This window comes from Rhodococcus sp. 320_ES, assembly GCF_059691855.1.
The window spans coordinates 146,758-169,017 of record NZ_JCAWAG010000004.1; the positions used below are offsets into that span (position 1 = coordinate 146,758).

Annotated in this window: 19 protein-coding genes; 11 read left to right on the plus strand and 8 right to left on the minus strand. The window is 67.0% G+C overall.

Translation table 11 applies throughout. From position 1 onward, the window contains the following. The first annotated feature begins 10 nt into the window (after positions 1–10). The 3 genes from AC59JP_RS15240 to AC59JP_RS15250 all read left to right on the plus strand — a co-directional run bounded on the left by AC59JP_RS15240 (position 11) and on the right by AC59JP_RS15250 (position 3,171). Positions 11–949 (plus strand): 5-dehydro-4-deoxyglucarate dehydratase, encoded by a 939-nt coding sequence (locus AC59JP_RS15240; RefSeq protein WP_497326652.1) that lies wholly within the window; start codon positions 11–13, stop codon positions 947–949. Beyond that, entirely contained in the window at positions 946–2,214 is a 1,269-nt protein-coding gene (locus AC59JP_RS15245) for a glucarate dehydratase family protein (RefSeq protein ID WP_497326653.1), read from the plus strand. The genes AC59JP_RS15240 and AC59JP_RS15245 overlap by 4 nt, the downstream gene beginning before the upstream one ends. 66 nt (positions 2,215–2,280) lie before the next feature. Continuing rightward, positions 2,281–3,171: a LysR family transcriptional regulator gene (locus AC59JP_RS15250; RefSeq protein WP_497326654.1), complete on the plus strand. Its 891-nt coding sequence runs from the start codon at positions 2,281–2,283 to the stop codon at positions 3,169–3,171. A gap of 3 nt (positions 3,172–3,174) precedes the next feature. On the opposite strand, the gene AC59JP_RS15255 is transcribed toward AC59JP_RS15250, so the two are convergent. Then, positions 3,175–3,573, minus strand: a complete 399-nt coding sequence (locus AC59JP_RS15255) for a universal stress protein (RefSeq protein WP_497326655.1) — start codon at positions 3,571–3,573, stop codon at positions 3,175–3,177. Then, a complete protein-coding gene (locus tag AC59JP_RS15260; RefSeq protein WP_497326656.1) occupies positions 3,570–4,583 on the minus strand; it encodes a 2-hydroxyacid dehydrogenase in 1,014 nt (337 codons plus the stop codon). Before AC59JP_RS15260 ends, AC59JP_RS15255 begins: the two co-directional genes overlap by 4 nt. 352 nt (positions 4,584–4,935) lie before the next feature. Between AC59JP_RS15260 and AC59JP_RS15265 the strand changes: the two genes are divergently transcribed. Genes AC59JP_RS15265 through AC59JP_RS15295 form a run of 7 tightly spaced genes read left to right on the plus strand, consistent with a single transcriptional unit; the run spans position 4,936 to position 12,213 of the window. Further along, positions 4,936–6,519, plus strand: a complete 1,584-nt coding sequence (locus AC59JP_RS15265) for an ABC transporter substrate-binding protein (RefSeq protein ID WP_497326657.1) — start codon at positions 4,936–4,938, stop codon at positions 6,517–6,519. A 12-nt stretch (positions 6,520–6,531) separates the two neighbouring features. Next, positions 6,532–7,458 (plus strand): ABC transporter permease, encoded by a 927-nt coding sequence (locus tag AC59JP_RS15270; protein WP_497326658.1) that lies wholly within the window; start codon positions 6,532–6,534, stop codon positions 7,456–7,458. Positions 7,459–7,467: 9 nt separating this feature from the next. Next, on the plus strand, positions 7,468–8,469 hold the full coding sequence (locus tag AC59JP_RS15275) for an ABC transporter permease (protein ID WP_497326659.1): 1,002 nt from the start codon (positions 7,468–7,470) through the stop codon (positions 8,467–8,469). After that, positions 8,466–9,521 carry an ABC transporter ATP-binding protein gene (locus tag AC59JP_RS15280; protein WP_497326660.1) on the plus strand — a complete coding sequence of 352 codons (1,056 nt, stop codon included), beginning with the start codon at positions 8,466–8,468 and terminating at the stop codon, positions 9,519–9,521. Before AC59JP_RS15275 ends, AC59JP_RS15280 begins: the two co-directional genes overlap by 4 nt. Beyond that, entirely contained in the window at positions 9,514–10,524 is a 1,011-nt protein-coding gene (locus AC59JP_RS15285; protein WP_497326661.1) for an ABC transporter ATP-binding protein, read from the plus strand. Before AC59JP_RS15280 ends, AC59JP_RS15285 begins: the two co-directional genes overlap by 8 nt. Further along, positions 10,521–11,243, plus strand: coding sequence for a sulfite exporter TauE/SafE family protein (locus AC59JP_RS15290; protein WP_497326662.1), 723 nt, complete (start codon positions 10,521–10,523; stop codon positions 11,241–11,243). Before AC59JP_RS15285 ends, AC59JP_RS15290 begins: the two co-directional genes overlap by 4 nt. Before the next feature lie 13 nt (positions 11,244–11,256). Then, on the plus strand, positions 11,257–12,213 hold the full coding sequence (locus AC59JP_RS15295) for a 2-hydroxyacid dehydrogenase (protein WP_497326663.1): 957 nt from the start codon (positions 11,257–11,259) through the stop codon (positions 12,211–12,213). A gap of 24 nt (positions 12,214–12,237) precedes the next feature. Here the strand turns inward: AC59JP_RS15295 and AC59JP_RS15300 are convergent, their stop codons facing one another. Next, on the minus strand, positions 12,238–13,365 hold the full coding sequence (locus AC59JP_RS15300) for an acyl-CoA dehydrogenase family protein (RefSeq protein ID WP_497326664.1): 1,128 nt from the start codon (positions 13,363–13,365) through the stop codon (positions 12,238–12,240). 13 nt (positions 13,366–13,378) lie between these two features. Then, a complete protein-coding gene (locus tag AC59JP_RS15305) occupies positions 13,379–14,557 on the minus strand; it encodes an acyl-CoA dehydrogenase family protein (protein WP_497326665.1) in 1,179 nt (392 codons plus the stop codon). A 134-nt stretch (positions 14,558–14,691) separates the two neighbouring features. Between AC59JP_RS15305 and AC59JP_RS15310 the strand changes: the two genes are divergently transcribed. Next, the gene (locus tag AC59JP_RS15310; RefSeq protein ID WP_497326666.1) at positions 14,692–15,312 is read left to right on the plus strand and encodes a histidine phosphatase family protein; all 621 of its coding nucleotides are present in this window, start codon (positions 14,692–14,694) and stop codon (positions 15,310–15,312) included. Here AC59JP_RS15310 and AC59JP_RS15315 read toward each other — a convergent pair. The 4 genes from AC59JP_RS15315 to AC59JP_RS15330 all read right to left on the minus strand — a co-directional run bounded on the left by AC59JP_RS15315 (position 15,280) and on the right by AC59JP_RS15330 (position 22,142). Beyond that, complete coding sequence (locus AC59JP_RS15315) at positions 15,280–17,511, minus strand: putative bifunctional diguanylate cyclase/phosphodiesterase (RefSeq protein ID WP_497326667.1); 2,232 nt, start codon at positions 17,509–17,511, stop codon at positions 15,280–15,282. The genes AC59JP_RS15310 and AC59JP_RS15315 overlap by 33 nt on opposite strands. A 134-nt stretch (positions 17,512–17,645) precedes the next feature. Beyond that, entirely contained in the window at positions 17,646–18,020 is a 375-nt protein-coding gene (locus AC59JP_RS15320; protein ID WP_497326668.1) for a hypothetical protein, read from the minus strand. Positions 18,021–18,132: 112 nt separating this feature from the next. Then, on the minus strand, positions 18,133–20,349 hold the full coding sequence (locus AC59JP_RS15325) for a putative bifunctional diguanylate cyclase/phosphodiesterase (protein WP_497326669.1): 2,217 nt from the start codon (positions 20,347–20,349) through the stop codon (positions 18,133–18,135). A gap of 14 nt (positions 20,350–20,363) precedes the next feature. Next, positions 20,364–22,142 carry a DEAD/DEAH box helicase gene (locus AC59JP_RS15330; protein WP_497326670.1) on the minus strand — a complete coding sequence of 593 codons (1,779 nt, stop codon included), beginning with the start codon at positions 22,140–22,142 and terminating at the stop codon, positions 20,364–20,366. Positions 22,143–22,260: the final 118 nt, after the last annotated feature.

Consider the following 22,260-nt stretch of genomic DNA (forward strand, 5'->3'; position numbering starts at 1 on the left):
GGAGTTCGACATGCTCGACGGCGTCCTGTTCTTTCCCGTAACCCCGTTCACTGCAACCGGTGAGGTCGATTACGCCCGCTTGACCGATCACATCGCGAAGGGAGTCGACGCCGGTCCCGGCGGAGTCTTCATTGCCTGCGGCACCGGTGAATTCCACGCCCTCGAGGCCGAGGAATTCGGCAGCATCGTCGCCACGGCCGTCGAGGTCGTCGCCGGTCGCGTACCCGTGTTCGCCGGTGCCGGCGGATCTTTGGCGCAGGCGAAGATCTTCGCCCGCGCGGCCAAGGACAACGGAGCCGACGGCATCCTGCTGCTCCCGCCGTACCTGGTGACCATGCCGCAGGCGGGTCTCGTCGAGTACACCCGCGAGGTGGCGAACGCGACCGACCTCCCCGTCATCGTCTACAACCGCAGCAACGCTCGGTACGACGAGAAGTCCGCCGTCGAGGTCGCACAGTTCCCCACCGTCATCGGCTTCAAGGACGGCACAGGCGATCTGGACCGGGTGTCGCGCATCGTGCGGGCCGTCAAGGACGCGCTGGAACCGTCGGGCAAGCCCTTCCTGTTCTTCAACGGCCTTCCCACCGCCGAGGTGTCGCAGCAGGCATACCGGGCGATCGGCGTCACGCTGTACTCCTCGGCGACCTTCGCCTTCGCTCCGGAGCTGGCTCTCGCCTTCTACGAATCGCTGGAGAGCGACGACACCGACCTGACGGACGCGTTGCTGCGCAGCTTCTTCCATCCCCTGGTCCGCCTGCGTGACGAGGTGCCCGGATACGCGGTGTCGCTCATCAAGGCCGGCGTGACGATGGAAGGTGTCAACGCGGGCCCCGTACGGGCGCCGCTCGTCGACATCTCCGCCGCGCACCAGCAGGAGCTCGAAGAGATCACAGCCGCCGGCCGTGCAGTGCTGGCGGAGGCGCTCGCTGTCGGAGCCGGTCGGTCATGAGCGGTCCGGTGAGGGTCACGGGGGCACGCATCACTCCGGTGGCCTTCGCCGATCCACCGCTGCTGAACACCGTCGGCGTCCACCAGCCCTACGCACTGCGGGCGATCGTTCAGCTCGACACCGACAGCGGTCTGGTCGGGCTCGGCGAAACCTACGCCGACACCGCGCATCTCGTCAGGATGCAGGCCGCCGCCGAGGCCATCGTGGGCCTCGACGTCTTCGCCCTCGGATCCATGCGTGCCGCGATCGACGCGACCCTCGGTACCCTCTCGGTCACCGGCGGTGACGGGGTGGCCGGAATGATCACCACCGCGAGCACCACCGACCGTGTGTTGTCCCCCTTCGAGGTGGCGTGCCTCGACGTTCAGGGCAAAGCCACGGGGCGGCCCGTGTCGGATCTGCTCGGCGGGAAGGTCCGCGACGCAGTTCCGTTCAGCGCCTACTTGTTCTACAAGTGGGCCGGCCACCCCGGAGCCGAGCCGGACTCGTGGGGTGAGGCGCTCGATCCCGAGGGCCTGGTGCGTCAGGCACGGAAGATGATCTCCCAGTACGGTTTCGGCGCCATCAAGGTCAAAGGCGGGGTATTCCCGCCCGACGAGGAGATCGCCGGGATCAAGGCGCTGCGTGCAGCGTTCCCGGACCTGCCACTACGGCTCGACCCGAACGCAGCATGGACCGTCGACACGTCCGTCCGCGTCGCATCGGAACTCGCGGGAATCGTCGAGTACCTGGAAGATCCGACACCCGGACTCGACGGGATGGCAGAGGTCGCGAGCGAAGCGAAGATGCCGCTCGCGACCAACATGTGCGTGGTGGCGTTCGACCAACTCGACCCGGCCGTGCGCAAGAACTCGGTGGGAGTCGTACTGTCCGATCACCACTACTGGGGCGGACTTCAGCGTTCGCGCCTGCTGGCCGGAATCTGCGACACGTTCGGCTTCGGACTGTCGATGCATTCCAACTCGCACCTGGGCATCTCGCTCGCCGCGATGGTGCACCTGGCTGCCGCCACACCGAATCTCACGTACGCGTGCGACACGCACTGGCCGTGGAAAACCGAGGACGTAATCGTCGGCGGTGCACTCGGTTTCGTCGACGGCGCCGTTCCGGTTCCCACTGCGCCCGGCCTCGGTGTCGAGATCGACGAGGACGCGCTCGCCGCCCTGCACCAGCAGTACCTCGACTGCGGGATTCGCGATCGCGACGACACCGGGTACATGCAGAGCATCGATCCGGGATTCGAGAACACCTGCCCGAGGTGGTAACCGCTGTGCGCGATTCAGTGCCCTCCAGGGCGCTAAATCGCGCACAGAGGGGCGTAACCTGCCCTTGTGTTCTCACTAGCGCGACTGTCGTGTTTCATCGCCGTGGCTGAGGAGCTTCACTTCGGCCGCGCCGCCGAACGCTTGCACATGACGCAGCCGCCCCTGAGTCGCCAGATACAGCAGCTCGAGAGCGAGCTGGGCGTACAGCTCATCGACCGCACGTCACGGTCGGTGACACTGACGGCGGCCGGCGCGGCGTTCCTTCCCGACGCCCGACGCATCCTCAGCCTCTCGGAAGGCGCCGTCCTGACCGTGCGCCGCGTGCCGGCGGGCGAGCTCGGCACCGTCGTGGTCGGATTCACCGGCGCGTCCGCGCACGCCGTCCTGCCCACACTGCTCACCACGGCGCGCGAGAAGCTTCCCGACGTCAAACTGGTTCTGCGCGAGATGGTCTCGACCGTTCAGCTCGAAGCACTCACCAGCAGCGAACTGGATCTCGGCCTGATCCGGCCGATTCTGACGCGGCCCGGTATCGCGACCAGGCCGGTTCACCACGAACCGTTGATCGCCGCTCTCCCCGTCGGGCATCCTCTGGCCGAAGCGGAGGAACTGACCATCGACGATTTCGACGACCAACCGGTGGTGATGTACTCCCCGGTGGATGCGCGCTACTTCCACGAGCTGCTGATCAGTGTGTTCACCATCGTCGGTGCATCGCCGCGGTACGTGCAGTACGTGACTCAGATTCACACCATGCTGGTTCTGGTGAAATCGGGTCTCGGGATCGCGCTGGTGCCCGCGTCGTCACAGACGATGCAACCCGAGGGCGTCGTCTTCCGGCCGGTGACGGCCATCCGGGACAACCCGGTCCAGCTCAATGCCGCCTGGCGCACCGACAACGCCAACCCGGCCCTGCACAGGCTGATGGCGGACGTGCTGACCGAACTGAGGGTCTGAGACCTACTGGTGCGGAGCTCCGACAGGCGGCTTGATCGCGGCGACGGGGCAGTGCGCGTCCAGCAGTACACGCTGAACCACGCTGCCCATCAACAGCTTTCCGACCGGTGACCGGCGGCGCATGCCGATGACGAGCAGGCTGACACCGGCGTCGTAGGAGGCATCGATCAGGTTGTCCGCATGCGTGCGGTCTCCGTCACCGAGCGCCACACGGTATTTCACGTCCGTCGCGTTCGCCTCCTCGCGGGCAGACTGCAGCGTGGCGTCGAAGTCCTCCGCGTTCGCCGCGTCACCGTCGGCGATCACGACGACGTCGGTGTCGCGCAGCCGCGCTTCGACGAAGCCGAAGGGCAGCGCCCCGAGACCTTCCGGTGTGGGTACGTAGCTGAGAACGATGGTCATCGAATCGCCTGTCGTGGAGGAAGAACGGGTGTGGTCAAGGTTCCGGCAGCGAGGTACTCGTCGAGGTTGTCGAGCGTCAACGCTTCCATGGCGGCGCGGGTCTCCACGGTGCCGCTGGCAAGGTGCGGAAGCAGCACCACGGAGTCGAGGTCGAGGAGCGCCTGCGGCACGTGCGGCTCGTGCGCGAACACGTCGAGTCCGGCGCCGGCGAGCTGTCCACGGGTGAGCAGGTCGACGAGCGCGTCTTCGTCGACGACGCTTCCTCGGGCGACGTTGATCAGGTACCCCGCCCGTCCCAGAGCCTCCAGAGCGTCACGGTCGACCAGCTTCTCGGTTCCCGCGCCGCCCGACGCCGCGACGATCAGAACGTCCACGCTCGCCGCGAGCGAGGTGACCGAGTCGGCGTACGCGTAGGGAGAGCCCGCGATCTCGCGACGATTGTGGTACGACACAACGCATCCGAAGCCGTCGAGGCGAGTTGCGATGGCGCTGCCGATACGCCCGAGTCCGACGATGCCGACTCGCTTTCCGGAGACCCGGCGCGTGAGCGGGACATTGCCCTCGACGGGCCAGCGGCCGGCGCGAACGAATCGGTCGGCGAAGGACAGCCCTCGCATGACGTCGATCAGAAGTCCGAGTGCGATGTCGGCGACGCAGTCGGTGAGCACGTCGGGCGTGTTGCTGACTCCGATTCCACGTTCTTCGGCGCGGGCGACATCGGTTGTGTCGTAACCGACTCCGAAGTGGATGATCGCTCCGAGCGAGGGCAGAGCGTCCATCAGCTCGGCATCGACACCGGTGCGACCGGAGGTCACCACCGCCGTGACGTCGCCGCCGTGGTCAGCGAGGAAGTCTGCACGAGTGGCGTCGGTCGGCAGGATCGATGCACCGTAAGTATCACCGAGCGTGGCGGCGAGGGACGGCTTCAACGGACCCACCTGCAGCACACGACCGTGATGCTGTTGTCGCACAGATGATTCGGATTCCAGCGAGGGTGCGTCGACGGTCATTCTGCAGTCCTCCGGTGCGGTGTCATACGGAAACGCTAAGCCCGAGCTGAATGCCTGTCCAACACGCAAATAACATGGATCGATACCCAAGTGGTATCAAGCTGCGGTCATTCGGGAAGTTCCCGACATAGTGCCCAGGTCAGGGCGACGTATCAAGATCAACCGAGCCACAATCGAGCGTCCGAACAGGGGTTTCCGGGCTCACGGGACCGAATCGTGCTGTTGACGCTCCCTACCGGCGCTCCTAGCGTGTGGTTACCGTCACAACGAGTCGATCGTCCGGCGGTCACTCACTTCACCGTCGGCCCAGCGCACCCTCGCCGGGCGGACCCTCGACTCTCCGGAGGACACCATGAGCCCTGCACCACCGACCACGCAGGGGAGCCGGCGCCGAATCGCAACGACTCTCGTTGCGATGGCATCGGTTTCGGTCCTGTCCGTGGGGTGTTCGGTGGCCAACTCGACCAGCGGCGACGCTGCGAGCCCCGACACCCTGCGGATCGTTCTCCCTCAGGAACCCCCGACTCTGGAACCGTGCGATTCGTCGCTCACGTCCACCGGAATCGTCGTGCGTTCCAACATCACCGAGCCGCTCACGGAACGCAACGCCGTCAGCGGTGAGCTAGAGCCCAAGCTCGCCGAGTCGTGGGTGCAGACGTCGCCGAACAAATGGACCTTCGCCATTCGATCCGGCGTGACGTTCAGCGACGGATCACCCTTCGACGCCACCGATGCGGCGGTCTCGATCGACCGCGCCGTCAACTCCGACATCGGATGCGACGTCGATGGTTACGTCTTCGGCGACGATCCCCTCGTGGTCACGGCGGTCGATCCGTCGACGCTCACCGTCGAGACGGTCTCGCCTGATCCCATTCTGCCGCTGCGCATCTCGTTCGTCGAGATGGTCCCCCGAACGACGAGCACCACCGATCGCGTGCGGGAGCCCATCGGTACGGGGCCCTACAAGATCGACAAGTGGGACTACAGCCAGCGGTTGACCCTGACGCGCAACGACTCCTACTGGGGCGCGGCTCCGGAGTACAGCCGGGCGATCTACCAGTGGCGCACCGAGGGCAGCGTGCGCGCCGCCATGGTCGTCAACGACGAAGCCGAAATCGCCGTGGGCCTGGGCCCGGAGGACGGCGCCGGCGACCTCGGTGTCGCCTACCCGAACGGTGAGACCACCGCACTGCGCATGCAGGCCACGGAGCCTCCGCTCGACGACTACCGCGTTCGCGAAGCAATCGACCTGGCCGTGAACCGCGCGGGCATCGTGAAGGCCCTGTTCCGCGGTCTCGGCGAGCCGGCCGCGCAGCTGGCGGGCAGCTCCATCGTAGGTTTCGATCCCGACCTGCAGCCGACGCCCTACGACCCCGATCGGGCCGCGAAGCTCGTGGCCGACGCACGTGCCGACGGTGTCCCCGTCGACAACGAAATTCGGCTCATCGGCCGCACCGGGCAATACCCGAAGATCAACGAGACGATCGAAGTCATCCAGAATGCACTCAGCAAGGCCGGCCTGAACGTGAAGATCCAGATGATGGACACGGCCGCCCAGCTCGAATACCAAATTCGGCCGTTCCCGAGCAACACCGGGCCCTATCTGTTGATGATCATGCACGGCAACCAGGCCGGTGACGCCCAGTTCACCGACGAGCAGTACCTGCGCAGCGACGGTTACCAAAGTTCGTACGGAACAGCGGAATTCGACGCCAAACTCGACGCTGCGAACGCCCTGACGGGCGCGGACCGCGAAGCTGCCTTCCAGCGCATCTTCGACGCCGAACCCGTCGACATCCGCCAGTACGCCTACATCGCTCACATGAGCGGGGTGCTGGGAATGTCGCCCACCGTGCAGTACTCCCCGAACTCCGCCTCGGGTGACGAAATGCGGTTGGCCGAGTTCACCCGCACCGACCCCTCCACCTCCGGATAGGAACGACCACGGATGTTTTCCTTCCTGCGCAGACGCATCTACACGAGCCTGATTCCGCTGATCGTCGTTCTCTTCGGCGTCTTCTTCCTCGCCCGACTCACCGGTGACCCGACCAATCTGTATCTCCCGGTCTCCGCCACACCCGACCAACGCGCCGCGTTCGCGGCGGAGAACGGCTTCGACAAGCCGATCTTCACGCAGATGCTCGACTACGTCTCCGGCGCGATCCGACTCGACTTCGGTGAGTCGCTCCGAACCAGCGAGCAGGCTTCGGACATGGCGTTGCGGGCATTCCCCGCCACACTGCAGCTCGCCTTCTTCACCATGGTCATCGCGATACTGCTCGCCATCGTCATCGGCTGCTGGGCCGCCTACCGCCCCAACTCGCTGGCCGACCGCGCGTCGAGCCTGCTCTCCATGACGGCGGCATCGATCCCCGACTTCTGGTTCGCCATCACGGGCGTCTGGATCTTCGCCGTCGTCCTGGGCGTGCTCCCGACATCGGGTACCAGCGGCGCCCTCGCCTGGATCCTCCCGATCGCCACGCTGCTGATCCGCCCGCTCGGTGTACTGACGCAGGTGGTGCGCGGCGCCATGGTGTCCGCACTGTCGGCGCCCTACGTCCGACTCGCACGCAGCAAGGGCGCCGGCAACTTCCGCGTCGTCACCCACCACGCGCTGCGCAACGCCGCCGCGCCGGCGCTCACCGTCGCGGGCGACCTCACCGTGGGTCTGGTGAACGGCGCCGTCGTGGTCGAGGCGATCTTCGGATGGCCGGGAATCGGCAAGCTGATGATCGACGCGATCCTCCAGCGCGACTTCGCCGTTCTGCAGGCAGCCGTCCTGCTGACCGCGGTGTCGATCTTCGTACTCAACATCCTGATCGACGCGGGATACGCGCTGCTCGACGCGCGTGTGCGCGAGAAGTCCATGGTCTAGGAGGCCGACATGTCGATAGATCATCACGCTCCCGCACCCATCCCGGGTCCACCGACTCCCGAGCTGCCGGCCCTCGAGCCGGTGGTCAAGCCGTCCTCGAGTTCGTCGATGCCGTTGTGGCGCTTGCTACTCCGTGACCGCCTCGCCACCGTGGCGGCATCGGTCCTCGTCCTGGTGTTCCTGGTGGCCGTCTTCGGACCGATGGTGGTGGGCAACGCCGCCACCGACCAGAACCTCGACGAGTCCACCCTCCCGCCCTTCGACCCGAGCAACGGATGGATCAACATCCTGGGCACGGACCCGTTGGGCCGCAGCATGTTCGCCCGACTGATCGTCGCGTCCCGAACCACGCTGTCGGTGGCCATCCCGGCCGTCGTCGTCTCCTGCATCGTCGGATCGGTCATCGGCATGTGGGCCGGGTATCACCGCGGGTGGCGCGAGACCACGGCAATGCGCGTCGCCGACGTCATCATGAGCTTCCCGTCGTTGCTCATGGCCGTCGTCGTCCTCTACGTCTTCTCCCCCAGCGCCGCCAACATCGTTCTCGTCCTGGCGATCACGCGCATCCCGATCTACCTCCGCACCGCTCGCGCAGAATCCGCCGAGCTGCAGTCCCGTCTCTTCGTCGACGCAGCGCGCACGTTCGGCGCCAAGAGCGGGGCCGTGATCAGGCGACACGTGTTCCCGATCCTGTTGCCCACGTTGCTCACCGTCGCCACCCTGGACTTCTGCTACGTCATGCTCGCCGAATCGTCGCTGTCGTTCCTGGGCATCGGTATTCAGCCGCCGGACATCAGCTGGGGCCTGATGGTCTCGCAGGGGCGTACGTACCTGCAGTCCGCGTGGTGGCTCTCGTTCTTCCCCGGCGTCGCCATCGTGGTGACGACGGTGTCGGCGACCATCCTCGCCGCATGGGCACGCATCGCCACCGACCCCGCCCAGCGGTGGCGTCTGACCCTCCCCCGCACTCAGCGGGCCCGCCTCGCCCTGCGTAGAAAGGCATCGAAATGAGCGCTCCCGCAGCGATTCACACAGCACCGGACGGTGACCAGGCCCGCGTCGCCCTCGACGTTCGCGGTCTCACCGTCGACCTGCGCACCCCGTCGGGCACGCTGCGCGCCGTCGACGACGTCTCGTTCGTCGCCGTCCGCGGCGAAACCCTGGCTCTGCTGGGCGAATCCGGATGTGGAAAGTCCATGACCGCGCAAGCCGTCGTCGGCCTCCTCGAACCCATCGCCGACGTGACCTCCGGATCGGTCGTCCTCGACAAGGTGGACCTGGTGACCGCGTCGCCCAAGAAGCGGCGCGCCCTCGCGGCCACCGAACTGGCCATCGTGTTCCAGGACGCCCTCACCGCACTCAACCCCGTGTACACCGTCGGCACGCAGCTCGGTGAGTCCTTCCGCATCCACCGCGGGCTGTCGGCGAAAGAGGCCAAGGTCGAGGCGATCTCGCTGATGCGCCGAGTCGGGATCCCCGAGCCGGAGTCCCGCGTCGACTCCTACCCCCACCAGTTCTCCGGCGGCATGCGTCAGCGCCTGCTGATCGCCATGGCCGTCGCACTGAGCCCCTCGGTTCTGCTCGCCGACGAACCCACCACCGCACTCGACGTCACGGTGCAGGCGCAGATCATGACGTTGCTCAAAGGCCTTCGCACCGAACACGACATGGCCGTCGTGCTCATCACCCACGACCTGGCACTCGTCTCCGAGGAGGCCGACCGCGTCGCCGTCATGTACGCCGGCACGGTCGTCGAGACCGGACGGGTCGCCGACGTGTTCGCCGCACCGCGCCACCCGTACACGAAGGGCCTGCTCGATTCGGTTCCGGTCGGGGTGACCCGCGGCGAGGACCTCAAGTCGATCGGCGGAACACCGCCGGATCTGCGGTCCGTGCCGCCCGGATGCGTCTATCAGGACCGGTGCCCGCTCGCGCGCCAAATCTGCCGCGACACCCGGCCGCCCCTGACGGCGGTGGGACCCGACAGGTTCGCGGCGTGCCACTTCAGCAACGAAGTCGCCACGATGTCGACGGGCACAATCGAGGAGAACAGCAATGCCTGAACAACTTCTGGCCGTTCGCGGGCTCACCAAGACGTTCACCGTGTCCGCCGCCAAGAACGGAAACAACAAGCTCAAGGCCCTCGACGGGATCGACCTCGATCTGCGCGCCGGCGAGACGCTCGGTCTGGTCGGCGAATCCGGTTGCGGCAAGTCCACTCTCGCGCGAACACTCATGATGCTCGAGCGGCCGGACGGGGGCACCCTGGAATGGGACGGCGTCGACCCGTTCTCGCTCAAGGGCAAGGAACTGCTCGCTCTGCGCCGCCGCGTGCAGATGGTGTTTCAGGACCCGTACGCGTCGCTGAACTCTCGCATGACCGCCGCCGACATCATCTCCGAGCCGTGGCGTACCCACAAAGATCTGTACCGCACCCGGCGCGACCGCGCGGCGCGGGTCCGGGAACTACTGCATCTCGTCGGGCTGCGTCCGAGCGACGAACACCGGTTCCCGCAGGAGTTCTCGGGTGGACAGCGTCAACGACTGGGAATCGCGCGGGCGCTGGCCCTCGACCCCAAGGTGGTCATCTGCGACGAACCCGTCTCGGCCCTGGACCTGTCGGTGCAGGCGCAGGTGCTGAACCTGCTCGCCGACCTGCAGAAACAACTCGGGATCGCCTACGTGTTCATCTCGCACGACCTGTCCGTGGTGCGGCACGTCGCCGATCGGGTCGCCGTGATGTACCTCGGACGGATCGTCGAGACCGGTGAGACCGAGGACGTCTTCGATCACCCCTCGCATCCCTACACCGAGGCGCTGATGTCGGCGGCCCCGACACTCGATCCCGACGCGCGACGCACCAAGATCATCCTCGAAGGCGAAGTGCCCTCACCGCTGAACCCGCCGTCGGGGTGCCGCTTCCGCACTCGCTGCGCTCACGCCACCGAGGTGTGCGCGTCGGCGACACCCCCGGTGGCCGTCGACCCGTCGGCGTCCGACCACACCGCCGAGTGCTACCACCCGCGCGGCGCCGTCGACCTCGGCGTGCCGGCCGCTGTCGGGTGACCGCGGCTCAGTTCACGATCGTGGCCGTCGCGGTGTTCGCGGCGTCGTGCATGCAGGCGTCCATCGGCTTCGGCATGGGGATGCTCGCGGCTCCCGTTGTCGCGCTCGTGGATCCGACCCTGGTGCCCGGGATCATCATCATGCTGGCGACGGTGCTGACGCTGGTGGTCGTGGTGAAAGAACGCGTCAGCATCGACCTGCGCGGCACGGGGTGGGCGCTGATCGGACGGGTGCCGGGCACCATCGTCGGCGCCGTCGTGCTCCTACTGCTCCCACCCCGCGGACTGGCCGTCCTGCTGGCGTGCGTCGTGCTCGGCGGTGTCGCGGCCGCGTCCATCGGGTGGTCACCGCAGCCGCACCGGCGCAACCTGATGGTCGCGGGCGCCGCCTCGGGGCTTCTCGGGACGGCGACGTCGATCGGCGGTCCCCCGATGGCACTCGTGATGCAGGGCAGAGTCGGGGCGAATCTGCGCGGCACGATGAGTGCGTTCTTTCTGGTCGGATCCCTTCTGTCGCTGGCGGTTCTCGCGGTCACCGGTGCGGTCCACCGGAACACGGCCGAGATGTTCCTGCTGCTCGTCCCGGTCGCCGCACTCGGTTATGTCGCATCACGATTCGTGAACCGGGTGATGGACCGCGAGCGGATGCGCCGGACGTCCATCGTGGTGTCGGCCGCCGGCGCCCTCGTGCTCGTCGGCCAACAACTGTTCCTGCTGTGAAAGGCCACCACCCGTGAAGATCGTCGTCGGCGACCGAAACCTGCTGCCGCACAGAGAACTGTTCGAATCCCTGGTACCCGACGGCGCCGTCGTGTCGTGGCACCGCCGTTTCGACGAGGAGGCGATCGCCTCGGACCTCGTGGACGCCGACGTCTACGTCGGCGGTCGAGTCACACCGACGATGGCGCAGGCAGGTTCGGGCATGTCCCTCGTCCACGTTGCCGGCGCCGGAACCGACAAGATCGCGTTCGACGCGCTCGGCCCGGACACCTCGGTGTTGACGACCTCGCACCACGAGGACTCGATCGCCGAGTACGTGGTGGCGACCACCGTGATGCTGCGGCGCGATCTGGTTCGTCAGGACCGGGCGTTGCGATCGGGAGTCTGGGCGACGTCGGTGTACGACGACGCCGTTCCCCAGCTGCGGAACCTGCGCAGCGCACGCATCGGATTCGTGGGGTTCGGCAACATCGGCGCACGGTCGTGGGAGTTGTTGCGTCCGTTCGGATGTACCGGCTTCGCGGTGACGGGCCGCGGCACCGTCGACGCGGCCGCCGAAGGCTTGCTCTGGGCGTCGGACGTCGGCGATCTCGGCCGACTCATGACGGACGCCGACGTGGTGGTCGTGTCGACCCCGCTGAATTCGGCGACACGCTCACTGGTCGGCACAGACGAACTGAAGGCACTGGGACAGTCGGGAATCGTCGTCAACGTCGCCCGCGGACCGGTGATCGAGGAACAGGCGCTGTTCGATGCGCTGTCGACGGGCGTGATCGCCGGCGCGGCCCTCGACGTCTGGTACACCTACCCCGACGCGCACGGGCAGGGCGAACCGAGCCGACACCCCTTCGCCGATCTGTCGAACGTCATCATGACTCCGCACAGCTCGGGGGTCACGCACGACACGTTCGTCGGGCGCGTTCGGGAGATCGCAACCAACATCCGCTGTGCGCGATTTCCGGCCCCCTAGGGCCGGAAATCGCGCACAGCAGAGTTAAACCCCCAACATCTCGTGATCGGTCAGCGCCTCGGTGATGACGCGCAGGTGATCGTCGGTGCTGCCGAGCGTGTGCTCGATCGCGGTGAGACGGGAGGTGTAGTGACCGACGGGGTACTCGGCGGTGACGCCGATGCCGCCGTGCAGCTGAATGGCTTCCTGCCCGACCAGCCGTGCCGACCGACCGATCTGTAGCTTGGCCCGCGACGCGATGACGGGATCGACCGAGCCGTCCGCCAGCGACATCGTGGCGTAGAGAACCATGCTGCGCGCGAGTTCGAGCTGGATGTACATGTCGGCCGCACGGAAGGTGAGTGCCTGGAACTTCGCCAGCGGAACCCCGAACTGCTTGCGCTGCTTCAGGTAGTCGGTGGTGAGGCGTAGCGCTTCCTCCATGGCACCGAGCGCCTCCGCGGCGAGGGCGGCCTGCGCGCGGACGTCCGCTTCGACGATCGCCGCGGTGGCGTCGCCGCCGTCTCCGAGCGGTTCGGCCGCCGCGTCGGTGAACTCCACCGACGCCCCGCGGAGACCGTCGTGCGTGCGGTAGTTCTTGCGCGACACACCGGTGGCGTCCGCTTCCACCAGGAACAGCCCGATGCCGCCGTCGGGCAGCGCGGCACTGACCACGAAGGTGTTGGCGCAGTCACCGTGCAGAACAGGGTTCTTCACACCGGTGATGGACCACGAACCACCGTCGGAGACAGCCTTGGTTCCCGATGCCTGTGCGGGCCAGCGTGATCCGGGTTCGGAGTTGGCGAAGGCCAGCAGGAGCTGTCCCTCGGACACCGCGGTGAGCACCCGCTGACGCTGCTCGGCCGAGCCGACCGCGGAGATGAGTCCGCCGGGGATCAGGACCGCGTCGAGCAGGGGTTCCGGCGCGAGCCGTCGACCGATCTCGGTCATCACGGCCAGCGTCTCCACCGGACCGGCACCCATGCCGCCGTCTTCCTCGGCGAAACTCAGGCCCAGCAGGCCCAGTTCCGCGAACTGCTTCCACACCGACTCGTTCCACCCGAGGTCGGTCTCGAGCGTCGCCTTGCGCTTCTCGAGGTCGTAGCTGCGGGAGAGTACTTCGCGCACGGTGTCGCGCAACAACTTCTGCTCGTCGTCGAAATCGAATTGCATGTCGCTCGTTCTCCTACAGGCCCAGAATGCCGGATGCGATGATGGTGCGCTGAATTTCGTTGGAACCGCCGTAGATCGAGGTCTTGCGGAAGTTCAGGTACGTGGGGGTCGCGCGCTGCGCCCACGCCGGGGACGGCGAGTCGTCACCCGCGTCGAACGGCAACGAGTCCGGTCCGGCCACGTCGGCCAGGATCTCGGTCGCCTCCTGCTGCAGTTGACTGCCCCGCAGCTTGAGCACGGACGAGGCCGGATTCTCCTTGCCCGCATCGTAATCGGAGACGATGCGCAACTGAGTCAGCTCCAGCGTGAGCACCTGGTTCTCCAGCTCGGCGAAGCGCGAGGCGAAGACCGGATCGTCGAGCAGCGTCCCGGAACCGACCTTGGTTTCGCCGGCGAGCTTCTTCGCCTGTGCCAGTTTGGTTTTGGTCCATCCGAGGCGGGTGATTCCGGTGCGCTCGTTGCTGAGCAGGAACTTCGCGTACGTCCAGCCGGCGTTCTCCTCACCGACGAGATTCTCCGCCGGGACGCGCACGTCCTCGAAGAACACCTCGTTGACCTCGAAGCTGCCGTCGATCAGCTTGATGGGGCGCATCTCGATGCCCGGCGTCTTCAGATCGACGAGGATGAACGAGATTCCGGCCTGCTTCTTCGGTGCGTCCGGGTTGGTGCGGGCGAGGACGAAGATCCAGTCGGCGTACTGGCCCAGCGTGGTCCACGTCTTCTGTCCGTTGATGACGTAGTCTTCGCCGTCGCGGATGGCGGTGGTGCGCAGCGACGCGAGGTCCGATCCCGCCTCGGGCTCGGAGAAGCCCTGGCACCACCAGATGTCGAGGTTCGCCGTGGGCGGCAGGAACTTCTCCTTCTGCTCCTGCGAGCCGAAGGTGGCGATGACCGGTCCGACCATCGACGCGTTGAACGCGAGCGGCTCGGGTACCGACGCCAGCTGCAGTTCGTCGAGCCAGATGTGATGCTGCATCGGCGTCCAGTCACGGCCGCCCCACTCGACGGGCCAGTGCGGCGTCGCCAGCTTGTGCTCGTTGAGGATACGCATGGTGGTGACCATGTCCTCACGACCCTGCGGGTTCGCGCCGCTCGCATTTCGCTCGCGCAGATCCGCCGGAATCTTCGTGGTGAAGAACGTTCGCATCTCGTCGCGGAACGCGAGTTCTTCGTCCGTCAGTGCCAAATTCATCGTCAGCCTCTTTCCAGTCCGCTCTGACCGTCAACCGTGACCGTACTCCCCGGTAACGAGGGCTCGGCCCCTGGCACGGGCCCCTGCCCTGCACCCGTGGGCCTGCACCTGCGCCCGTAGGCTTGTCCACCATCATGACTTTCGTCGCGCTGGTTCGTCACGGAGAAACCGACTGGAACGCCCGCGGTCGCCTTCAAGGTTCGTCGGACATTCCGCTCAACGACACCGGGCGCGAACAGGCGCGGGAGGCGGCGGCCGAACTCGGCGCGTTCTCGCGGCCGGAGGCCGGTTCCGCACCCTTGGGTTCCGTGCGTGTGCAGTGGGACGTTCTCGTGAGTTCGCCCCTCTCGCGTGCCGCCGAAACCGCCGACATCATCGGCGAGGCGGTCGGCGTGCGTCGCACCGCGACGTTCGACGACCTGGCGGAGCGGCACTTCGGCGAGGCCGAGGGCCTCAGCGACTTCGAGGCCTACTCGTACTGGCCGGACGGCCGTTACCCGGGGATGGAACCGCGCCGGGACCTGATCGAGCGGGGACGGCGGCGGTTGGACGCGCTCGCCGCGCAACACCCGACCGGCGCTCTGCTGGTGGTCGCGCACGGTGGTGTCATCCGGGCGATCCTCGACTCCGTCCTGCGGAGGCCGTCGCCGCGCATCGTGAACGCCGGCATCAGCACCCTGAGCAACGACAGCGGCAGATGGAGAGTGCATACGGTCAACTCGCTACCGCTCGGTGACTATCGGTGGCGCTTCTGACCCCTCGGTCAGCCACCGGGCCAGCGGTGCGGGCTCGCCGAACAGGAATCCCTGAGCGAAGCGGGCGCCCATCTCGGTGACGGTTCTCATCTGCAGTTCGGTCTCCACACCTTCGGCCACGATGAGGATCGACAGCGCATCGGCCATGGAGGTGATCGCGGACAGCAGCGACAGGGCGGTGGAATCGTCGCCGATCTCCGCCACGAACGACTTGTCGATCTTGAGCACGGCAATGGGCATGTGCCGCAACCTGCTCAGCGACGAGTAGCCCGTACCGAAGTCGTCGAGAACGACGAGAATGCCCTGCGCGGTGAGCCGAGCGAGCAACGAGTCGGCCTTGTCCGCATCGTCGACGAGCATGCTCTCGGTCACTTCGAGCGAGAGCACGCTTCCGTCGACACCGTGTGCGCTCAGGATGTCGCGGACGGTCTCCACAAGCCGGTCGTTGCGCAGTTGCAGCGCGGAGACGTTGACCGACACCGTCACGTCGGGCCGGCCGCACCGTCGCATTCGGGCGATGTCGGCGATCGCCGTGTCCAGCACCCATTCGCCGATCTCGCCGATCAAGCCGGTGGACTCTGCGATCGGCACGAATTCGAGGGGAGGGACGACGGTTCCGGCGTGGTGCCAGCGAAGGAGCGCCTCGTAGACCTCGACCTCGCGGGTGTCCGTTGCCACGATGGGTTGGTAGTACACCTCGAACTCGCCCCGGTCCACGGCTCCGCGCAGTGCCGTGGCCAGTTCGAGTTCGCGCGTGGCCGACTGGCGCAACGATTCGTCGAAGAACGACAGCGAGCCGGCGCCCTGGCCCTTGGCCCGGTACATCGCGGCGTCGGCGTCGCGGATGACGTCGTCGAGCCCGCCCACACCGCGGGTGCCGTGTCCGCGCGCGATCCCCACCGTTCCGGTCACGTACACGGTGATGGCTCCCAGCTCGTACGGCCGGCCGATGCTGTCGACGATGCGTCTCGCCAGCGCTTCGGCGCCCTGCCGATCCAGGTCGGTCAACACCACGAACTCGTCGCCCGAGTAACGGACCACCGAGTCCGACGCATCGACCGCGGACCGGATGCGCGAGGCAGCGGCGGCGATCAGATCGTCGCCGACGCGATGGCCGTAGGAATCGTTGACGATCTTGAAGTTGTCCAGGTCGACGAAGAGAACCGTGACGTCCCGCGAGTCGCGTCGCCGCGCCAACGCGGCCCGGTTCGGCAGCCCCGTCAGCGGGTCGTGTGTCGCATCGTGGCGAGCGCGGTCCTCGCTCTCCTGCGCGCGTCGCAGCGCACGCTCGCCGCGCAGGAAGGTCACCATCACGATCAGGGTCAGCATGACCGTGCGGAACACCAGATCTGCGCCGTTCCGCGCCGTGACGACCACAGGAATCAGCGCGCAGAGCGCAAGGAGGACGAGCAGAACGACGCCGCGGCGCGGACTGCGCGTCGGGGTGAACAGCGGCAGTTGAGCCACCCCGGTCATCGACTTGTCGAGCGCCGCTGCCGCGAACGACACCAGGCCCAGGCCGAACGCGACGTCGTAGATCCATGGCGGCGGCTGTGCGCCCTCGCCCAGCGACACCGCGAACGCCATGTCGCCCAGGAAGAACGATGCGAATCCGACCATGAGCCACCGAACGGAGGTGTTCGCTCCACGCGATCCGATCACCAAATAGACTGCGAGGGTGCAGATTCCGGCGTCGAAGGCCGGGTAGAGACCGGCCGGCATGGTCGGGCCGGGTGAACCCTCGAGGGCGAGGATCGGCGACAGGAACAGCACCCAGGTGACGAACAGGACCCCCAACGAGATCAGGACACCGTCGATCAGGGGTGTCATGTCGGGCCGAGTGCGGCGATCCTTGATCCACCAGCTCAGCCCGGCGGCCATGACGACGTAGCCGACGACGCGAAAGATGTCGGCAACGGCGAGGGACCCGTTTCCTCCTGCGGGATACGCCTCCATTGCGGTGTAGTACGCGAAGTACATCGCGATGGCTGCGGCAATGAACCACCATGCCGCCGCGAGTGCGGGCTTGTGGCGCACGATTCCGAGAACGACGGCCCCCGTGGTCGCGACGATGCACGCGCCGAAAAAGATCGGCTCGATGCCCAGCAGTCGTACGACGACGGTCACCGCCGACACCGAGACGAGAGCCACCGTCACGGACAGGGCGAACCGGCCCTGCGGCGCGACGGCCACCACCATCGGCCGGCCCTCTTTCCGACTCGTAGAACGGATACGGCACCCCGGACCTGAACTTTACCGAGTTCGGCTCACCACTCGAGGGCATTCGCGCACATAACTCGGGCTGTCCGAACCGAGTCGCTTCCACGTACGGGTCATCGCGTCGGTCCCGAACTGACGGAGAGAATCTGCACGATCTCCCACCCGTCGTCACTGGCGACGGGACCCACGACCACTGGGGCGCCGAACTCGGGGCCGCGGTCCAGTGCGCCTGCGGGGAGGTTCGCGCATTCCATCTCGGAGAACGTCGCGTAGGTGAGCGACGAACAGAGCCCGTACGCGTCGGCGGCGGTGGCGGCGAAGATCGGGAAGGTGACCCCGGTTCGGGCCTTCGCACCGCGCGCGGCCAGCCAGTCGAGGAACACGTGCGCGTCGTCGAGGTCGCTGAAGCGGACGGTGGCCACACGCGCCGTCGCGGTGGTGGTGGCGGTTACGACGGGCGAGACGGGCGAGACGGACGGTGCGGACATCGCGAATGCTCCTGCGGTTCGATGGTGTGTTCCCTCGACACCACCGTCTCCCGTGACGCTGGGAATCGGCTTGGAACTTGCCAGGAGGTCGTCGCCAAGATCGGCGACGCGGTCATCGGGTTCGTGACCGCGGGGACGACAGTGTGGACGGCTCCAACGGTGCGGTGACCCAGTGGTCGAGCGGGTACGCCCGGCTGAAGAGAAATCCCTGCGCGAAGGGGCAGCCGACGCTTTCGACGACGCGCAGTTGCTCCTCGGTCTCCACGCCCTCGGCGACACTGAGGATCCCCATCGCGTCGAGCATGGCCGCGATGGCCTGCAGCAGTGTCGTGGCGGACTGGCCTCGCTCGACGTCGGCGATGAACGATTTGTCGATCTTGACGACGTCGATGGGCAGTCGCTGCAGACGGCTCAGCGAGGAGAATCCGACGCCGAAGTCGTCGAGCACGATCAGGACGCCCTGCTCCTTGAGCCGCCGGATGACGGAATGTGCCTCGTCGAAGTCACCGAGCAGGGCGGACTCGGTGACCTCCAGCGCCAACGCCGAGCCGGGCACGCCGTGTCGGGCCAGGGTGTCACGCACCATGGTCGGGAAGGATCGGTCGCGGAGCTGGATGGCCGACACATTGACCGACATGGTGATGTCCGCACCCCCTGCGGCCTGCAGCGCCGCGAGATCGCGCACCGAGCGATCGAGAACGAACTCACCGATCTCGCCGATCAGATCGATGGACTCCGCGATCGGAACGAACTTGTCGGGAGTGACCACGTCGTCGCCGCGCCGCCACCGCACCAGCGCCTCGTAGACCACGGTGCGCCTGCTTCGCGTCGCCACGATCGGTTGGTAGTACACCTCGAATTCGCCGCGCGCACAGGCTCCGCGCAAGGCTGTCGCCGTGGCCGTGGCGGTCGTCGAGAGCGCGCGCAGCGGCTCGTCGAAGAACGCGACGCTGTTCGGACCGCGCGATTTGGCGTGGTACATGGCAGTGTCCGCGTCGGCGATCAGAGTGGTCAGCTCGGCCGCGTCGGCAATCGAATCCGCCGTCGAGATCCCGACCGTCGCCGTCACCGCGAACGTGGCGACGGTGGAGGAGAACGGGCGCGCGATCGCGTCGATCAGTCGCCGGGCGACGTCGCCGGCTCGGTCACGGTCGACACCGGTGATCACCACGAACTCGTCGCCGGCGTAACGGACGACGTCGTCGTCCGGACCGACCGCCACGAGGATGCGCGCCGCAACCTCGCGGATCAACTCGTCTCCCACGGTGTGCCCGTAGGAATCGTTGACGAACTTGAAGTTGTCGAGGTCGACGAACAGCACGGTGACCGGCGCCCCGGAGCGACTCGCCCGACGTGCGACGTCGACCAACGCACTTCGGCCGAGCAGCCCGGTGAGCGCGTCGTGGTCGGCCTCGTACCGGGCCCGATCCTTCGCGGCCTTCACCGCCCGCAACGCGCGTTCGCCCCGCATGAACGTGCCGATGACGATGAGCGACAACAGCACCGAGCGCACGATCAGATCGGCTCGGTTGGCTGCGGTGTACACCACCGGGAACACCGAGCACGTGACCAACACGATGACGGCCAGGGCTCCGCGTTCGGGTGTCTGCGCCGGCGTAGCGATCGGCATGGGCGAGATGTTCACCATCGACCGGTCGAGCGCAGCGCCGCCGAGCGCCAGGGCGCCGGCGCTGTAGGCGGCGGTTCGGACGGCCGGCGGGACGTCGAGAACTCCGCCGCCGATCAACGAGTTGGCCATGTCGCCCACGAAGAACAGCACGAACCCCGACATCAACCACTGCAGGGACCGGTTCGCACCAGGCGTCGACATCGCAAGGTACGCAACCAGAGTCGCCAGGGCCACGTCGAACACGGGATACAGACTCTGCGCCGTGGACAGGGCCGAGTCGGTGCGCGCCAGGATCGGCGAGAGGACGAGGACCCAGGTCAGCAGCATCACCGACATCGCCACCAGGACACCGTCGACGAGCGGGTCGACGTCCTCACGAGGCCGGTACGCGGTCAGCCACACGATGAGGCCGACGCCGAGCACGCAGTACCCGATCACCCTGCAGGCGTCGGACGCGTCGAGGGTGCTGAATCTGTACACCAGTACCGCCACGGTGAACGACGCGAGTGCAGCACCGATGAACCACCAGGGAGCGGCGGTCGCGGGATGGTTCCGACGCACCCCAGCAGCGACGCCGGCAACGGCCAGCGTCCCGCACACCGCCGTCAGAACCCAGCGCGCGTCGAACTCGTCCGAGGCGACCGCAAGTGCGGCCACGATGGCGACGAGCGCAGCCAGACGCGGCCAGATCGAGATCACGTGCGGTCTGGGCTCTAGTGCCGGCGCGGACCGTGGTCGGGCTGCAGCTGAATCAGCACGCCACTGATCCTGGTCCGCCGCAACGCTTCCAGGGTTTCCTTGGACATGTCGGCGGGCAACTCGACGATCGAGTGATCCGGCCGGATGCTGATGTGCCCGAAGTCGCTGCGACGCAGGCCGCCCTCGTTGGCGATGGCGCCGACGATGGCTCCCGGCACGACGCGGTGGCGCTTGCCGACGCTGATGCGGTAGGCGACCAGATTCTGATCACCGTGGCGAGACTTGCGCGGGCCCTCGCCGCCGCGACCACCCTCCGAGCCGCTCGGGTCGTCGAACTTGCGCGGCGGACGCTCGCGCTTGGGACCTTTCTCCCACGGAACCCGTTCCTGCGGAGGCGGTTCCGGCGCCATGAGGAACGCTTCGCCGTCGCGCGACTGGGTGGCCAGCGCCGCCGCGATGTCCGCCAACGGCACGTCGTGCTCGCGCTCGTAGTCCTCGATAAGCCTGCGGAACAACGCAATCGACGGCGACGCGAGACTCGCGGTGATGGAGTCGGCAAACTTGGAGACGCGTTGCGCGTTGACGTCGTCGACACTCGGCAGGTGCATCTCGGTCAGCGGCTGCCGGGTCGCCTTCTCGATGGCGCGCAGCAGATGCCGCTCACGAGGTGCGACGAACAACAGTGCCTGGCCCGCCCGGCCGGCGCGGCCGGTGCGACCGATCCGGTGCACGTAGGACTCGGTGTCGTGCGGGATGTCGTAGTTCACCACGTGCGAGATGCGGTCCACGTCGAGACCACGCGCGGCGACGTCGGTGGCGACGAGAACGTCGAGCTGGCCGTTCTTGAGCTGTCCGATGGTGCGCTCGCGCTGCGCCTGCACGATGTCGCCGTTGATGGCCGCGGCGGAGAACCCGCGCGCACGAAGACGTTCCGCGAGATCTTCCGTGGCCTGCTTGGTGCGCACGAAGATGATCATCGCTTCGAAGTCCTCGACCTCGAAGATGCGCGTGAGAGCGTCGAGCTTGCGCTGATGCGACACCTGCACGTAGCGCTGCGTGATGTTGGGCGCCGTGGACGTGGTGGTCTTGACGGTGATCTCGACCGGGTCGTGCATGTACTGCTTGGAGATCTTGCGGATGCTCGACGGCATGGTGGCCGAGAAGAGCGCGACCTGCTTGTACTCGGGAGTGTCGGACAGAATGCGTTCGACGTCCTCCTGGAAGCCCATCTTGAGCATCTCGTCCGCCTCGTCGAGAACGAGGTACTCGAGCTTGGAGAGATCCAGCGTGCCCTTTTCGAGGTGGTCGATGACGCGTCCGGGCGTACCGACGATGATCTGCGCGCCGCGGCGCAGACCCGACAGCTGCACGCCGTAGGCCTGGCCGCCGTAGATGGGGAGGACGTGCAGACCCGGGATGTGCGTTGCGTACTTGCCGAACGCCTCGGCCACCTGAAGCGCGAGCTCACGCGTGGGAGCCAGCACGAGGGCCTGCGGCACCCGGTTCGAGACGTCGAGGCGCGAGAGGATGGGCACGGCGAACGCGGCGGTCTTGCCGGTTCCGGTCTGCGCCAACCCCACCACGTCGGAGCCCGCCATCAACGGCGGAATGGTGGCCGCCTGAATGGGCGACGGAGTTTCGTACCCGACATCGGTCAGGGCGCGCAACACGCGCTCGTCGATACCCAGTCCGGAGAAGGTCACGGTGGGTGCGGTGTCGACGGCGGGTGCGGCGTCGGTGTCGGAGGTGGCGTCGCCGCCGCTCCCGGAAATGTCAGTGTCGGAGGGGGTCATCGGGGCCGAGTCTAGTCCAGCGGAGACGCTCGTCGGAGCAGTAATCGACCGCCCACCCCAGAATCGGGCATACGGGACGAAAAGGGTTGCGCCCTCCAGTTCACACTGCCCCCGCCAT

Excerpts from the sequence above, each read along its gene's own strand:
- AC59JP_RS15240 (WP_497326652.1), top strand. The coding sequence starts at position 11 with ATGCTCGACGGCGTCCTGTTCTTTCCCGTAACCCCGTTCACTGCAACC.
- AC59JP_RS15245 (WP_497326653.1), top strand. The coding sequence starts at position 946 with ATGAGCGGTCCGGTGAGGGTCACGGGGGCACGCATCACTCCGGTGGCC.
- AC59JP_RS15255 (WP_497326655.1), bottom strand. The coding sequence starts at position 3,573 with ATGACCATCGTTCTCAGCTACGTACCCACACCGGAAGGTCTCGGGGCG.
- AC59JP_RS15260 (WP_497326656.1), bottom strand. The coding sequence starts at position 4,583 with ATGACCGTCGACGCACCCTCGCTGGAATCCGAATCATCTGTGCGACAA.
- AC59JP_RS15265 (WP_497326657.1), top strand. The coding sequence starts at position 4,936 with ATGAGCCCTGCACCACCGACCACGCAGGGGAGCCGGCGCCGAATCGCA.
- AC59JP_RS15270 (WP_497326658.1), top strand. The coding sequence starts at position 6,532 with ATGTTTTCCTTCCTGCGCAGACGCATCTACACGAGCCTGATTCCGCTG.
- AC59JP_RS15275 (WP_497326659.1), top strand. The coding sequence starts at position 7,468 with ATGTCGATAGATCATCACGCTCCCGCACCCATCCCGGGTCCACCGACT.
- AC59JP_RS15280 (WP_497326660.1), top strand. The coding sequence starts at position 8,466 with ATGAGCGCTCCCGCAGCGATTCACACAGCACCGGACGGTGACCAGGCC.
- AC59JP_RS15285 (WP_497326661.1), top strand. The coding sequence starts at position 9,514 with ATGCCTGAACAACTTCTGGCCGTTCGCGGGCTCACCAAGACGTTCACC.
- AC59JP_RS15300 (WP_497326664.1), bottom strand. The coding sequence starts at position 13,365 with ATGCAATTCGATTTCGACGACGAGCAGAAGTTGTTGCGCGACACCGTG.
- AC59JP_RS15305 (WP_497326665.1), bottom strand. The coding sequence starts at position 14,557 with ATGAATTTGGCACTGACGGACGAAGAACTCGCGTTCCGCGACGAGATG.
- AC59JP_RS15310 (WP_497326666.1), top strand. The coding sequence starts at position 14,692 with ATGACTTTCGTCGCGCTGGTTCGTCACGGAGAAACCGACTGGAACGCC.
- AC59JP_RS15315 (WP_497326667.1), bottom strand. The coding sequence starts at position 17,511 with ATGGTGGTGGCCGTCGCGCCGCAGGGCCGGTTCGCCCTGTCCGTGACG.
- AC59JP_RS15320 (WP_497326668.1), bottom strand. The coding sequence starts at position 18,020 with ATGTCCGCACCGTCCGTCTCGCCCGTCTCGCCCGTCGTAACCGCCACC.
- AC59JP_RS15330 (WP_497326670.1), bottom strand. The coding sequence starts at position 22,142 with ATGACCCCCTCCGACACTGACATTTCCGGGAGCGGCGGCGACGCCACC.